Here is a 13,466-nt window from a genome sequence, read left to right on the forward strand (position 1 = left end):
GGAATCGTTGATATAAAACCCGAGTCGCACCTGGCTGCGCCCAAGTCGACAAGCAGTCCCGGTTGGTTCCACGTCTACATAAAATGCAAAATCATGTATACGTGATTGAAAAAGCGGCAATCAGCCCGCGGTGCGAGCGGAGAAGCGGGAGAGGATCGAGCCAAGATCAGGCTCAATGGCCGCCTCGTCCTCGAACAGCGCCCGGCTTTCTACTGACGACAGATGATCATCCATCAAGCGCTCAGCGGCGGCGATATCGCCCTTCTTGAGGGCAGCGATGAGCCCGGAGTGCTCGCTGATGGCGCATTCGCTCGAATGCGGGCGGCTATACATGGCAAGGATCAGCGAACAGCGCGACACCAGTTCGGAGAGATAGCGCTGCAGGAGTGCATTGCCCGCAAGGTCGGCAAGCTTCAGATGGAACTCGCCGGCAAGCCGCGTCGAAAGCCGGACGTCGCCCTTGGCATGGGCGCCCTCCTCCTCCTGGACATGTTCGCGCAGGCTCTTCTCGATGGCGGGGCTCCAGCGCTTGACCACCGCCTTCATGACCTCGCGCTCCAGCGCACGGCGCACCGCGAATGCATCGCGTGCTTCCTCAAGGCTCGGCTGAGCGACCGTGGCTGTGCGTTTGTGATAGGTATCGACCAGCCCCTGAGCCTGCAATTTTGCCAGCACGGCGCGTACCAGAGTACGGCTCATGGAAAAGTGCTTGCCGATCTCATCCTCGGGCAGCTTGGTACCGGCTTTGATCGCCTGCTCGATAATGGCCTGTCTCAGGGTGCGATGGGCGATATCGACCCGGTCGGAATTCGATGACATGGGACTTCAATGAATGTTTCGGTGGCGTATACGCTATATCGCCATCATGCGTACAACAAGTGCCGCGCCCTATATCGCAGATAACAGTTACCGCGCTCCTGCACCGGATGCGCGATGTATACTGCGATATCGCGCGGGCGATTCCATAAGAACCCGCCGGAATGCCGCTGCGAATGCACTGTCGGAGGCATAGCCCAGCGACTGCGCAATGCGCGGCAGGGGTTCGTCACCGCGGCGAAGGCGGGCGGCGGCGATCCGCATCCGCCAACGGACAAGGTAGTCCATCGGGGATGCCCCAACGGTCACCTTGAAGCGTTCGGCAAACGTCGAGCGGGACTGGCCAACGAGGCGCGCAAGCGTTTCGACCGTCCAAGGGTGCGCGGGATCAGCGTGGATTGCCCGCAGCGCCGGTGCCAGGCGATTGTCCGCAAGGCCCGCGAGCCATCCGGGATGCTGAGCGCGGTCCTGCGCGAGGTAGGCGCGCAGAACGTAAATGAACGTTAGGCGCAAAAGATCGTTGCAGGCGACACGAGAACCAGGTGCCGTACCGTTCCATTCACGGTCCAGTTGCTCAAGCAGCCAGCCGATCGGGCCGGCATCGTCACTTTTGATGACGACGAGCGGTGGCAGCGCATCCGTCAATAGCGAACCATCTACCGTGTCGAGATTGACACTTCCGCCGAGCAACACGAAGTCAGAGCCGTCGCCGATCGTCACATCGAGGCCGGCATTGGCGAAAACCTTGCTTGCCGGGACCGAAGGCACCTTCGGATCGCTGCAAAGTGTAAACGACCTGCCGCTGACGACAAGGCAGTCTCCGGCCTCAACACGGCGAGGTGCGGCGCCGTCCTCGATAATCCATGCGGCACCGCGCCGCACGGCATTGAACTTCAGATAGCTCGGCGCTGGAAAGGCGACTGACCACGGTCCCGAGGCAGCAAACCGCACGGAAAACAGCGCGCGGGCATCGATTGCGCCCAGAACGTCGGAGAGAGCATCATGCATGTTTTGGACGATCACGACAAAATTCCGGATTCTTCAGGCTGCAGTCACCGAAAATCTACACGATATGCGTTGCGGACACCAGAAAAACGAAGGAGTGAAGACATGTCCGAGCAAAAACCAATCGGATCGCCATTCGGCGCAGCGAGCACGGCACTTAACGTCGTCGAGGGCCTCGATCTTACCGGCAAGACGGCGATCGTGACGGGCGGCTATTCCGGGCTTGGGGTGGAAACAACGCGGGCGCTTGCAAGCGCCGGCGCGCATGTGATCGTTCCGGCGCGCGATCGCGGCAAGGCCGAGCGGACGCTGGCCGGAATAGGGAACGTGACCATCGAGACGATGGACCTCACCGACGCCGCATCGATCGCCGCCTTCTCGAACAGGATTGTTGGACAGGGCAGGGCTGTCTCCATCCTGATCAACAGCGCCGGGATCATGGCAACGCCGCTGGCCCGCGATGTCGACGGCCATGAGAGCCAGTTCGCCACCAACCACCTTGGACATTTCCGGCTGGTGGCCGGTCTTTGGCCGGCTCTCGTTAAGTCGGGTAACGCCCGCGTCGTCTCGGTCTCCTCGCGGGGTCATCAGATCTGCCCGGTCGATTTTGACGATATCGACTTCCGCGCGCGCCCCTATGACAAGTGGCAAGCCTATGGTCAGGCAAAGACCGCCAATGCGCTTTTCGCGCTTGGTCTTGATCAACGTGGAGCGGCATTCGGTGTGCGGGCGTTCTCCTTGCACCCCGGGGTCATCCTGACGGACCTCGCCCGCCATCTCAGCGAAGACGAGATCAATGCGTTTGATGTCTATGACGAGAACGGTGATCGCCGCGTCGATCCCTCCCGCGATTTGAAGTCACCGGAGCAGGGCGCCGCGACGAGTGTGTGGGCCGCAACTTCACCGCAGCTGGTCGGGATAGGCGGTGTCTACTGCGAAGATTGCGAGATATCTCTACCTCAGGAAGAGGCGCCGGGAGACAAGGGCGTTGCGCCGTGGGCGATGGATCCCCAAGCGGCCGATCGGCTATGGGATATCTCGAAAACGATCACCGGTATCTCGCCGGGAGATATGTGACGCCTTGGCCTGCGGCCCGTGGAAAGCGGCCGCAGGCCAAACAAGGGGCGGGAAATGGTACGCCGTGTGTGCGCTGGATGTCACGGTTTTGTCGCTCGCCCTATCGTGCCGCAACAAACCGCAATGCGCGACAGAGCATGACCGTAACGATCGTTGAATGGTCCTCGTCGGCGCCGACCTCGAATTTCACCGCCTTTTCGCCGACAACGGGACGGATGGCCTCCGCAAACTCTCGCGCGTTGTCGATCATCCGTCTTGCCTCGCGCACTTGATGATAGCGACCCGTCAGGCTTTCCAGGTCCTGCCAGGGCGCGAGTTCCTGCTCCCAACGGCCGGCGGAGATATGAAGCCGCAGCGGGGTAGGGGCACGGATCGCGGCGCCCGCCTGCATCAGCCCGGCTCGGTCCCACCAGATGGAGGGGCTGAAGCTGATATAGCCTGAGAACAACTCAGGGCGGCGGCTCAATATGTCGAGGACGAAGTAGCCGGCAAGCGAGTGCCCCATCAGCATTCGGCGGGCCGGATCGGCAGGATAGGCCGTCTCGATATGCGGCTGTAGCTGCGTGCGCAGAAACGCGACGAATGCGTCCTGTCCACCGCAGGCGCCACTGGACGCATCGGGTAGAGCCGCCTCATCCGGCGCATGGCGCGTGAGGTCGAACTGCCGGCGGTCTATGTTGTAGCTTTCGGTATCAGGGTAGCCGATGCCAACAACAATGGACGGTGATATCCCGGTCGCCTGTGGGCGCCGTGACACGCGCTTCATCGTTTCCGAGACGGTCACGAAATCGGAATTGCCATCGAGCAGATAGAGAACGGGGAAACCCGATGCCGGCGGTTCGACGTCTGGAACCGACACGAAGATCTCGTAATCGAGACCGCTCACGATCGATCGCTGGCGGAACCTTTCGCAGCCGGGCAGGACATAGGGTGTCCGGATCGATGTCTCGGGACATTCTGCCGATTGCTGGTGATGCTTTTTCATGCTGCGACCGAACCCCATCATTTCGTCCAATATGCTCCCGTGAGCGGCACGGCCATGAAGCCGTTGAACTCCTGTCGCACGGCCTCCACATCGATATCGGCAAACAGATCGGGATGCACCCAGCGGGCGATCAGCTCAAGTGCCAGAAGATCGAGCGGCGAATTGAAGAGCTGTTGGGAAATGCCGTGAATATTGCCCTTTTCGATCGCCGGTAGCGATGAGAACCCCGGGCGCGCGAGAAGGCGATCGAGTGACGCTTGTGTCTCCGACGCACTGTAGTTCGGACCGACCAGCAAGCCGCCGCGCTTTTCCATATACTGGCCGCCGCTGGCGATATAGATATCCGGCTTGGTTGCGAGCGCATATTCCAGGCTGATCTGCCCGGATGGTCTTCCCTTCAGAACCGCGCCGATATTGGCGCCGCCGGCAAAATCGATGAACCGGCCCACATTGCCCGAGCCCGGCGAATTGCAGCATGCTTCATCTGTGGACGCATGCGTCTCCATGAAGACGACCGGCTTTTGCAGAGCGCCCGCCTTGCTGATCCTGTCCGTCAGCATGCGTTTCTGTTGCTGCCGGAACGCGACGACTTTTTGCGCCTGTTCATCGCGGCCGATCGCCTTGCCGAGGATATCAAGGCTCTTGTCGGTATTGACGAAGGGATCGGCGGAGAAATCGACGAAGATCACAGGAATGCCGGCTTCATCGAGCTGTGCAAGCTGCTGCTCGGCCGGACGCGAGTGCAGCGATAGGACAACCAGATCGGGCTTTGCCGCGATCACCTGCTCCACCGCCATGTCCTGCGTGTTGCTCGTAGATTTCGGCAAGGTGTCAATCGCCGGGAACTTCGCCAGGTAGGTCGCGTAGAGCTCGCGGCCGAAACGATCGATGTCATGCGGCCATGCGGCAACCAGGCTGACGGGATTGTCGCTCAGGAACGACAGCGCGATGATCAGCCGCCCGTCGTCGACCAGAAGCCGGCTCGCCGGCTTCTGGAGGGTGACGTTGCGGCCCTTGAGATCGGTCAGCGACAGCCCAGCATGCGCCGAACTCGCGACGCCTACCACGATTAGCATGGCAAGGAGGCTAAACATGCCAAGCATGTAGCGTCTCGTCGAATGGACCAATCTCGTCACCGCATTCATCTCCATCACCATTTATAGGCAAGCGTTGCCATGACGGTCCGACCGGTGCCGTAGAAGCATTGCGCGGCGGAGGCGCAAGCAGCGACATATTCCTTGTTGAACAGGTTCGTCACGTTGACCGCAGCTGTCAGGCCATTGAAATCAGGATTGTTCTGGCCGAAGTCGTAATGTACTGCCGCGTCGAACAGCGTGTAGCCAGGCACCTTCATCGCGTCGGTATTCGTGGCGTCGCCGTAAGTGCCGCCTATATAGCGCGCGCCACCGCCAAAACCGAGGCCGGCAAGCGGGCCATCGCTCAGCGTATAGTCGGCCCAAAGGTTTGCCATGTGCTCCGGCGCGCCAACGGGGGCGTTGCCTTCCACATTCGCGACGTTGCTCTTCGTGACCTTGATGTCGTTGTAGGAGTAAGACGCGATCAGGTTAAGGTTATCCGTCACCGCGAACTTCGCTCCCAGTTCGACGCCGCGCGAACGGACCTCACCGGTCTGCGTCTGGCACACCGTTGCACTGCAGCCCATGCTCGTTCCGGTGCCCGGATGGGCGGTGTCCGTCGTCAGCACGTTCTGCTGGGTCAGGTCGTAGAGCGCAACGGTAAAGAGCGCGTCCATGTTCTGCGGCTGATACTTGATGCCGACCTCATACTGCTGGCCCGTCGTCGGCTTGAAGTTGACGCCGCCGTAGCCGGTCCCGGTGGTCGGGTCGAAGGAGGTGGAATAGCTGGCGTAAGGAGCGATGCCGTTATCGAACTCGTAGAGAAGACCGGCTTTCCAGGTGAAGGCGCTGTCGGTCGTCTCGGAATTGCTTGTGACATTCGAGGTGAGATTGGTCGTCGCATTGTCGATGCTGGCCCAATCCTGGCGGCCGGCGAGAACGAAGGACCAATTGTCCAGCTTCATCTGATCCTGAATATAGACGCCGGTCTGCCGGCGCGTCTGGTCCTGATGCCCGGTGAACTTGACGTTCGGAGCGGCCTCGTACACGGGGTTGAGGTAGTTCAGATAGGTGGTTGCGCCGTTTCCATAGGTCGCGCTCGCGTCCACCTGCTGGTAATCGAGGCCGAACAGGACGGTGTGCTCCAGCGCGCCCGTATTGAAATCCGCCTGCGCCTGGTTGTCGACGGCCAGCGCGTTGAACTGTTCGACATAATGGGTCGACTGGCGCGAAAGGCACAGATAGCTCACGCCGCCGCAGCTCGCGGCACTTGCCCATGGGGCGCCCGGCGCGACCGAGTAGGCCTTGAACTCGCTCTCATCATGCATGAAGCGCAGGTTCTGCCGAACCGTCCAGGTATCGTTCAGGTGCTGCTCGAACTCGTATCCCAGCGTCGCCTGCGTGCGCTCGAACTGGTTGTAGTTCGGATTGCCGCTGAAGAAATCATAGGGGATCTGGCCGTTCGGGTTCGTCTGCAGGGTGCCGAGCGCCGGCATCCAGTTCGTCAGCGCAGCGTTCGGATCGCGTGTATAGCTCGCCTTCAGGGTCAAGGTCGTGTCGTTGTCGGGCGCCCAGGTAACCGATGGAGCCAGCGCGACGCGCGAGCTGTCGGAATAGTCGAAGCCGAGATCGTATTGGGTGGCGATGCCGGTGAGCCGGTAGAGAAGCTGGTCATTGCCTTCAACCGGCCCGGTGAAATCGAAAGCCGCTTCAGCGCGACCATTATTGCCGAAGCGCGTCAGCACCTCGTGAGAGGCTTCCGCTTCCGGCTCCTTGCTGACCAGATTGACGAGGCCGCCGGGATTGCCGGAGCCGTAGAGCACCGATGCCGGTCCGCGGGTGATATCGATACGCTGCAGGAAATATGGATCGACCGACGGCACATTGTAATTGAGCCCCGTCGGCAGCCTCAGACCATCCCAATAATGGATGTAGTTTGCTGCTCCCCCGAAACCTCCGAAGCCGCGGATGAAGACGCTGTCGAACCGGTCGCCGGGTCGCGAGCCCGTCGTGACGCCCGGCTCATAGCGCAGTGCCGCTGCCACGCTGGTCGCGCCGCGCTTCTCGATGTCTTCTTGCGTCACCACGGAGACTGACTGAGGCGTCTCGATGAGCGGTGTATCGGTCTTTGTACCCGAGCGCGAACGCTTGGCGATCGGACCCTTGTCCTTCGCGCCATCGGCCGTGATGGTGATCTTCTGCAGATCGGTCGCCGTCTGTTCTTGCGCCACGGCGGTGGCCGCTCCGAGAATGGCGGGCGTGACGACCGCTGCGCGGAGGAGAATTCGAATAGAAACCATTATGTCCCTCAGTCACCCACGAGGCATCTGCTGTCCAGTCCAACGACCGGAAACACACACTCGTTTAAAATATGATGGAATTAATCATGTTTATTCTCTATACGGCGAAGGGGATGTCCGGCCACCGCGAACTTGTTTGAAAAAGCCTCAATCTCGTTTGCAGAACACACGGTGGCGGTGCGGCATCAAAAAACGGGACTGGTTCGATGAATTCGCTCGTCAAGGCGCAGGATTTTTTTGATCACTTGCAGAAGGAGAACCAATCCTTCCGCCTGCTCGCATCCAACCGGCAGGGCGAGGATACGCTTCTGCGCGGTCGCTTCCAAAAGACACAGATCCGCAGCGGGCTCACCGTTCACTATTCCGACGTCACCAATCTTTGCGACCTGCGCACCGAAACCGAAGCGCCGCCGCATCTTGGCATCAAGCTGTTCTTCCAGGGCGGCGTCAGCGCCAGTATCGGCGACAAGGATATTCCGATGGCGCAGCAGCAATCCGGTTCGGGACGCTGGGTGCCTTCCGCCACGCTGTTCTATCAGAAAGAACGCGAGGTCTTTCGCCGGCGCGCGGCGATCGGCGATCGGGTGAGGAAGCTAACCATCAAGATCTTCCCGGAATGGCTGGAATCAGGGGATGTGCTTGGCGGGTCCGGCGCCGATGCGCTGAGGCAATTCACCGCGACCACACTTGCGGCCCAATCCTGGAAGCCGAGCGCTTCGCTGATCGCGCTTGCGGAACAGGTGATCAACCCAGCCGGTGTCGAGACCTATCTATCGCGCCTCTATATGGAAAGCCGCATCCTGCAGATCATCGCCGATGCTTTCTCCCAGGTCACGAATACCGGCCATGCCCAGCCCGAGCCTCACAGCCTCAGCCCCGTCGAACGCCAGCGCCTGAAACGCGCGGAAGAGTTGCTTGCGGTCGATGGTCCCCCACCTTCCGTCGATGCGCTGGCTGCCGAGGTCGGCGTCGGCGTCAACACGTTGCAACGCCTGTTTCACACCGCCTATGGGACGACGGTGTTTCACTATATACGCAAGATCAAACTTGATCAGGCGCGCGTGGCGCTGGAAACCGGCAAGCTGACCATCGCGCAGGCAGCATTCGTCGCCGGCTATTCAAGCGCCGCGAATTTCGCCACGGCCTTCCGCAAGGTCTTCGGATTTTCGCCGAAGGATGCGCGCTCGAGATAGGCTTGGCGACAGTCAGGCTCTCTGCGGCTGGCGCGTGTCCTGCGCCTCAAGATAACGATAGCGTGCGCCAGGATGGGGCGCCTCTAATCGCGGGCCATGGCCGAACAGCTTTTCGCGCAATGTGCCCTGACGATAATCCCTCTTGTAGACCCCGCGTTTTTGCAATTCCGGCACGAGCAGATCGACTGCGTCCTCGAAGCTCTCGGGCGTGATGGCATAGGCGAGATTGAACCCGTCGACATCGGTATCCTCGACCCATTCCTGCAGCAGGTCGGCGACCGTCTGCGGCGAGCCGACGAAAACAGGGCCGAAGCCGCCGACGCCGACCCAGTCGGCCATTTCGCGCACCGACCAGACCTTGTCGGGGTCGATCGTCGTGAATGTTTCGACAGCCGATTGCACCGCGTTGGTGTGGCGGTGGCGTAGTGGCTCATCGGGTGAGAACTGGCCGAAATCGATCCCAGTCCAGCCTGAGATCAACGTCTGCGCGCCTTCGAAAGAGGCGTAGCGGCGATAGTCATCGAACTTCTTTTTCGCTTCCGCATCGGTCTCGCCGAGGATCACGGTCTGCAGATTGAAGGCGAGGATCTCGCGTGGATTGCGGCCGGCGCGCTCGGCTGCCTCCCGGACATTGGCGACATAACGCTTTAGTACCGGCTTTGAGGGAGCGGCGACGAAGATGCACTCTGCATGTTCCCCCGCGAAATCCTTGCCGCGGCTGGACGCGCCGGCCTGGTAGAGGACCGGCGTGCGCTGTGGGGAGGGTTCGCTGAGGTGGATGCCCGGCACCGTGAAATGCTTGCCGGAATGACCGATCGGGTGGACCTTCTCCGGATGCGTGAAGATGCCGGCGGCGCGATCGCGAACGACGGCGTCATCTTCCCAGCTGCCCTCCCAGAGCTTGTAACAAACCTCCAGATATTCTTCCGCCAGATCATAGCGGTCGTCATGCTTGGTTTGAGCGGATTGACCGATGTTGAGTGCACCGCTGTTGAGGTAGGAGGTGACGATGTTCCACCCGACGCGGCCTTTTGTGAGATGGTCGAGCGTCGATATGCGGCGGGCGAAGGTGTAGGGATGTTCGAAGGAGAGCGACGCCGTCAGTCCGAAGCCGAGGTTTTCAGTCACATAGGCCATGGTCGGGATCAGCTGCAGCGGGTCGTTGACCGGCACCTGCGCGGAATGGCGCAGTGCCGCGTCGACATTACCGTGAAGCACATCATAGACGCCGAGGACGTCTGCGATAAACAGGCCATCGAACTTGCCGCGCTCCAGCGTTTTCGCCAGATGCACCCAGTAGTCCATGTCCTTGTAGGTCCAGGACTTATCGCGCGGATGTCGCCAGAGACCTGGTGACTGGTGTCCGACGCAGTTCATGTCGAAGGCGTTCAACCTGATTTCACGGCTCATGTCATTCTTCCTGCGTATTGTCTGGGCGCCCGCCGATCAGGCGCCGCCGGTCTTTCGGTTGATGAAGCTGAAGGCGAGCACGGCGAAGATGAGCGTGCCGGTGCCAACCTGCTGCCAGTAGAAATTCAGCCCGGTGAGGAGCAGCCCGTTGGCGACGATGCTCAGCAGCAGCACGCCAAGCACCGTGCCGGCAATATTGGGCCGGCCGAGCGGCGAAAGCGTTGTACCGATGAAGGTCGCTCCGATCGCGTTCAAGAGAAACGCGTTGCCGGAGGAGGGGATGTAGACGGTGACAGTCGCCGTCAGGATCAGGCCGGCAATGGCGGCGACAATCGCGGTCAGGATGAACGTCACGGCGACATGCCGGCCAAGGCCGATGCCGGAATAGCGCACGACGCTCGGCTGGATGCCGATCGCCAGCACCACGCGGCCAAAGCGTGTGCGGGCGAAGATGAACGCGGCGGCGGAAATGACAAGGATCGCGATCAACAGCGGCAGCGGAAAGCCTGATATCGTGCCGTGGCCGATGAAGCGGAAGGTGTCGGGCACGCCCGATGGCGGCAGATAGACCGGGTTGCCGCCATTGGTCAGCAGTTGCTGCACGCTGCGACCGATGAACAGCGTGCCGAGCGTTGCCAGAAACGGCGAGACGCCGATGCCTGAGATCAGCACCGCGTTGAAGGCGCCGACGATCGCGCCGGCGGCGATGCCGCCAAGCAGACCGATCGCAACCGGCTGTCCGGCAAGGACCAGCGAGACGAAGGCAAAGCTCGCGAAATCGACTGCCGTGCCAACCGAGAGATCGATACCGCCGGCCGATACCGCAAAGGTCATGGCCACGGAGACGATCGCAAGCAACGTGAAGCTATTGACGAGAAGGCTCTGCAGATTGCCTGCAGTCAGAAATGTCGGCGTCGCCGCGGAGAAGGCGGCAAAGACCGCGATGAGCGCCAGGATCAGCCCGTATCGCGCGAGACCGGAGAGCACACGGTGGTGCCAGGGCGCGACGGGAGCATGGGAGGCCGAAAGCGACATGGTCAAATCTCCCGCTTGCGAAGCAATGTGGTTGCCGAGACGACGATGAGGATGAGAATTCCCTGGACGCCGCTGACCAGCGTGCTGGAAAGGTTGAGGAGCTGGAAGCCGTTGACAAGGAAGCCGACGAGGAGTGCAGAGAGCAGCGTGCCAGTTATCGTCGGCACAAGTCTGCGGGAGAACACCGCGCCTAGAAGCGCCGTGACGACAACAGGAAGCAGCATCTCGCTGGAGCCTGTCGTGCTGCCGCTCAGATAAGACACCGACAGAATGCCGGCGATACCGCCGCACAGGCCACTCGCCAGGAAGGCTCCTGCCAGCAGGCGCTTCAGCGGCAAGCCGGCAGCGCGCGCAGCATCGGGGAATTCGCCGATCGCATAGAGCCGGAGGCCAAGCGGTGTGTATTGCACGATCGCGGTCACCACGGCGGTGAAGCCGAGGAGCACATAGGCAAGCACAGGAATTCCGAAGGCATCAGAGGCAGATAGTGCGGTCAGGAAATCGGTGGACGCTGGAACGACCGTATTCTGCGTGAGCACCAATTCGAGGCCCGCCACGACGTTCATTACGGCAAGCGTCGCAAGCAGCGGCACGATGCCGGCGAAGACGACGGCGGCCGCATTGACTGCGCCGATCGCCAGCCCCGTCAGCAGGCTTGCGGCAACCGCCGCCGGATCGCCGTAGCCAAGCTGCGTTACCGTCGCGTAGACGGCGGCGCTGAGGCCCATATTCGCGGCGAGTGAGAGGTCGATACCGCCGGTGACGACATTGGCGCCGCCGGCGACAAGCACGATGGTCAGGCCGATCGCCAGCACGCCCGAGATGGCGGACTGGCCGAGCACGTTGCCGATATTGCCGATGCTCAGGAAGTAGGGTGCGGTGAGCGAAAAAACGGTGAGGATGACCGCGAAGGCGATCAGCGAACCGAAGCGCAGCGATGCCGCCGCCAGATTGCGGGCGGAGCGCTCCTTGCTGTGTTCCGCTTTAAAGTCGGCCAGATCGCCGATGTGGATATCAGCCGACATGGCGCAATCTTTCCGAGGCGCCGGTCGATTCCGCCAGCACTTCATCCGTTGTGGTTTCCGAAGAGATGAATTCGCGCGTCACGCGGCCGCGAAACAGCACCAGGATCCGGTCAGTGATCCCAATCAGTTCCGGCAGGTCGGAGGAGAGAACGATGATGCCGGCGCCGCGTTCGGCAAGCTCGCCGATCAGCGTGTAGATCTCGACCTTGGAGCCGATGTCGACACCGACGGTCGGCTCGTCGAGCAGGTAGATTTCCGAGTGGCGGCTCAGCCACTTGGCTATCGCCACCTTCTGCTGGTTTCCGCCCGATAGCGTGCGCACCAGCGCATCGCGGCCAGCGGTCTTGATCTGCAGGCGCTTGATGAGATGGTCGCTGTCGCGCCTCTCGCGCTTGCCGTTCAGGACACCCAGATTGGTGTAGCGATCAAGGCTCGCGAGCGTGATGTTTTCCGCAACGCTCAGATCGAGCGCGACGCCGTGGCCGCGGCGATCTTCCGGCACCAGGGCGATCTGCCTGACGACGGCGGCCTGTGGCGTGCACGCTCTATCTGCCGCGCCCGCGACCTCGATGTGACCGGACTGCGCACGCTCCAGCCCGAAAAGCGTGCGCACGAGATCCTTGGCGCCCGAGCCGAGCAAGCCGGTAATTCCAAGCACCTCGCCGCGTTGGACGGTGAAACTGACGTCTGAAAAGCGGTTCGCGGCGGTCAGACCCTCGACCTTGAGGAGTTCTTCGCCGAATTCTACCCGTCGCTTGGGAAACATGTCGGCGATATCGCGCTCGACCATCAGTCGCGCGATGTCGTTGGCCGATGTCTCGGCAATCGGTGTGGAGGCCACGTCGATGCCGTTGCGGAGCACGGTGACGTGGTCGCAGAGCTCTTCGATTTCGTTCAGATAATGCGAGATGTAGATGATGGTGACGCCTTCGTCGCGCAGGCGACGGATCAGGCGGAAAAGGATATCGGCCTCGCGCCGCACAAGCGCCGCGGTCGGCTCGTCGAAAACCAGCACCTTGGGATGATCAAGCAATGCGCGGGTAATCTGGACGATCTGCTTTTCGGCGGTCGACAGCTCCCCGATCAGGGCGTGCGTGGGCAACTTGATCCCGAAATAATCGGCGAGCGTCTCGTTTGCCTGCCGCTGCATCTTACGGCGATCGAGGAATGGTGTTCCCGGAAGTCGTGGCTCGCGACCCAGAAACAGCGCCTCGCCGACGGTGAAGGTCGGAACGAGCAGGCGGTCCTGGTGGATGAAGTGGATGCCGTGGGTTTCGGCTAGATGCGGCGTCAGATGACCGATCCTCTGGCCCTCGATCTCGATCGTGCCTTCGTCTCGTTGGTGCAGGCCGGCGAGGATTTTGATCAGCGTCGATTTCCCCGCGCCGTTTTGCCCCACGAGGCCGTGGATCGTGCCGTGCTTGATCGCCAGCGATGCGCCGGCCAGCGCCTGCGCGCCGCCGAAGCGCTTCACGACGCGGTCGAAGCGGATGATGTCGTCAGGCCGCTTGGCGGGCTGCGGAGGAAGTATTGCCGTCATGTCG

At 61.5% G+C, this 13,466-nt stretch carries 11 protein-coding genes; 2 read left to right on the forward strand and 9 right to left on the reverse strand.

Going from position 1 to position 13,466, the window contains the following annotated elements:
• Nucleotides 1-120: 120 nt before the first annotated feature.
• Nucleotides 121-819 (reverse strand): GntR family transcriptional regulator, encoded by a 699-nt coding sequence (locus QTL96_RS24480; protein WP_112820388.1) that lies wholly within the window; start codon nt 817-819, stop codon nt 121-123.
• 87 nt (nt 820-906) lie between these two features.
• The gene (locus QTL96_RS24485; protein ID WP_289729535.1) at nt 907-1,839 is read right to left on the reverse strand and encodes an AraC family transcriptional regulator; all 933 of its coding nucleotides are present in this window, start codon (nt 1,837-1,839) and stop codon (nt 907-909) included.
• An 87-nt stretch (nt 1,840-1,926) separates the two neighbouring features.
• Here QTL96_RS24485 and QTL96_RS24490 point away from each other — a divergent pair, with 87 nt between their 5' ends.
• Entirely contained in the window at nt 1,927-2,898 is a 972-nt protein-coding gene (locus QTL96_RS24490; protein ID WP_289729536.1) for an oxidoreductase, read from the forward strand.
• 100 nt (nt 2,899-2,998) lie between these two features.
• Here the strand turns inward: QTL96_RS24490 and QTL96_RS24495 are convergent, their stop codons facing one another.
• Genes QTL96_RS24495 through QTL96_RS24505 form a run of 3 tightly spaced genes read right to left on the reverse strand, consistent with a single transcriptional unit; the run spans nt 2,999 to nt 7,259 of the window.
• Nucleotides 2,999-3,883 carry an alpha/beta hydrolase-fold protein gene (locus tag QTL96_RS24495; RefSeq protein ID WP_289729537.1) on the reverse strand — a complete coding sequence of 295 codons (885 nt, stop codon included), beginning with the start codon at nt 3,881-3,883 and terminating at the stop codon, nt 2,999-3,001.
• A gap of 17 nt (nt 3,884-3,900) precedes the next feature.
• The gene (locus QTL96_RS24500; RefSeq protein ID WP_289729538.1) at nt 3,901-4,986 is read right to left on the reverse strand and encodes an ABC transporter substrate-binding protein; all 1,086 of its coding nucleotides are present in this window, start codon (nt 4,984-4,986) and stop codon (nt 3,901-3,903) included.
• A gap of 47 nt (nt 4,987-5,033) precedes the next feature.
• Nucleotides 5,034-7,259 (reverse strand): TonB-dependent siderophore receptor, encoded by a 2,226-nt coding sequence (locus tag QTL96_RS24505; protein ID WP_289729539.1) that lies wholly within the window; start codon nt 7,257-7,259, stop codon nt 5,034-5,036.
• 206 nt (nt 7,260-7,465) lie between these two features.
• On the opposite strand from QTL96_RS24505, the gene QTL96_RS24510 reads away from it, so the two are divergent.
• A complete protein-coding gene (locus QTL96_RS24510; protein WP_289729540.1) occupies nt 7,466-8,452 on the forward strand; it encodes an AraC family transcriptional regulator in 987 nt (328 codons plus the stop codon).
• A 12-nt stretch (nt 8,453-8,464) separates the two neighbouring features.
• Here QTL96_RS24510 and QTL96_RS24515 read toward each other — a convergent pair whose 3' ends face one another.
• From QTL96_RS24515 to QTL96_RS24530, 4 genes are read right to left on the reverse strand one after another with little or no spacing between them, the layout of a single operon-like run.
• Nucleotides 8,465-9,862, reverse strand: coding sequence for an LLM class flavin-dependent oxidoreductase (locus tag QTL96_RS24515; protein WP_289729541.1), 1,398 nt, complete (start codon nt 9,860-9,862; stop codon nt 8,465-8,467).
• 36 nt (nt 9,863-9,898) lie between these two features.
• Entirely contained in the window at nt 9,899-10,897 is a 999-nt protein-coding gene (locus tag QTL96_RS24520; protein WP_289729542.1) for an ABC transporter permease, read from the reverse strand.
• Nucleotides 10,898-10,899: 2 nt separating this feature from the next.
• Entirely contained in the window at nt 10,900-11,922 is a 1,023-nt protein-coding gene (locus QTL96_RS24525; protein WP_113199756.1) for an ABC transporter permease, read from the reverse strand.
• On the reverse strand, nt 11,912-13,462 hold the full coding sequence (locus QTL96_RS24530; protein ID WP_289729543.1) for a sugar ABC transporter ATP-binding protein: 1,551 nt from the start codon (nt 13,460-13,462) through the stop codon (nt 11,912-11,914). The genes QTL96_RS24525 and QTL96_RS24530 overlap by 11 nt, the downstream gene beginning before the upstream one ends.
• Nucleotides 13,463-13,466 lie beyond the last annotated feature (4 nt).

Origin of the sequence: Rhizobium sp. S163, from assembly GCF_030380805.1 — a bacterium.
Classification (GTDB): Bacteria; Pseudomonadota; Alphaproteobacteria; order Rhizobiales; family Rhizobiaceae; genus Rhizobium.

Coding starts and splice junctions, on each gene's coding strand:
- QTL96_RS24480 (WP_112820388.1), bottom strand. CDS start 819: ATGTCATCGAATTCCGACCGGGTCGATATCGCCCATCGCACCCTGAGA.
- QTL96_RS24490 (WP_289729536.1), top strand. CDS start 1,927: ATGTCCGAGCAAAAACCAATCGGATCGCCATTCGGCGCAGCGAGCACG.
- QTL96_RS24495 (WP_289729537.1), bottom strand. CDS start 3,883: ATGAAAAAGCATCACCAGCAATCGGCAGAATGTCCCGAGACATCGATC.
- QTL96_RS24500 (WP_289729538.1), bottom strand. CDS start 4,986: ATGCTTGGCATGTTTAGCCTCCTTGCCATGCTAATCGTGGTAGGCGTC.
- QTL96_RS24505 (WP_289729539.1), bottom strand. CDS start 7,259: ATGGTTTCTATTCGAATTCTCCTCCGCGCAGCGGTCGTCACGCCCGCC.
- QTL96_RS24510 (WP_289729540.1), top strand. CDS start 7,466: ATGAATTCGCTCGTCAAGGCGCAGGATTTTTTTGATCACTTGCAGAAG.
- QTL96_RS24515 (WP_289729541.1), bottom strand. CDS start 9,862: ATGAGCCGTGAAATCAGGTTGAACGCCTTCGACATGAACTGCGTCGGA.
- QTL96_RS24520 (WP_289729542.1), bottom strand. CDS start 10,897: ATGTCGCTTTCGGCCTCCCATGCTCCCGTCGCGCCCTGGCACCACCGT.
- QTL96_RS24525 (WP_113199756.1), bottom strand. CDS start 11,922: ATGTCGGCTGATATCCACATCGGCGATCTGGCCGACTTTAAAGCGGAA.
- QTL96_RS24530 (WP_289729543.1), bottom strand. CDS start 13,462: ATGACGGCAATACTTCCTCCGCAGCCCGCCAAGCGGCCTGACGACATC.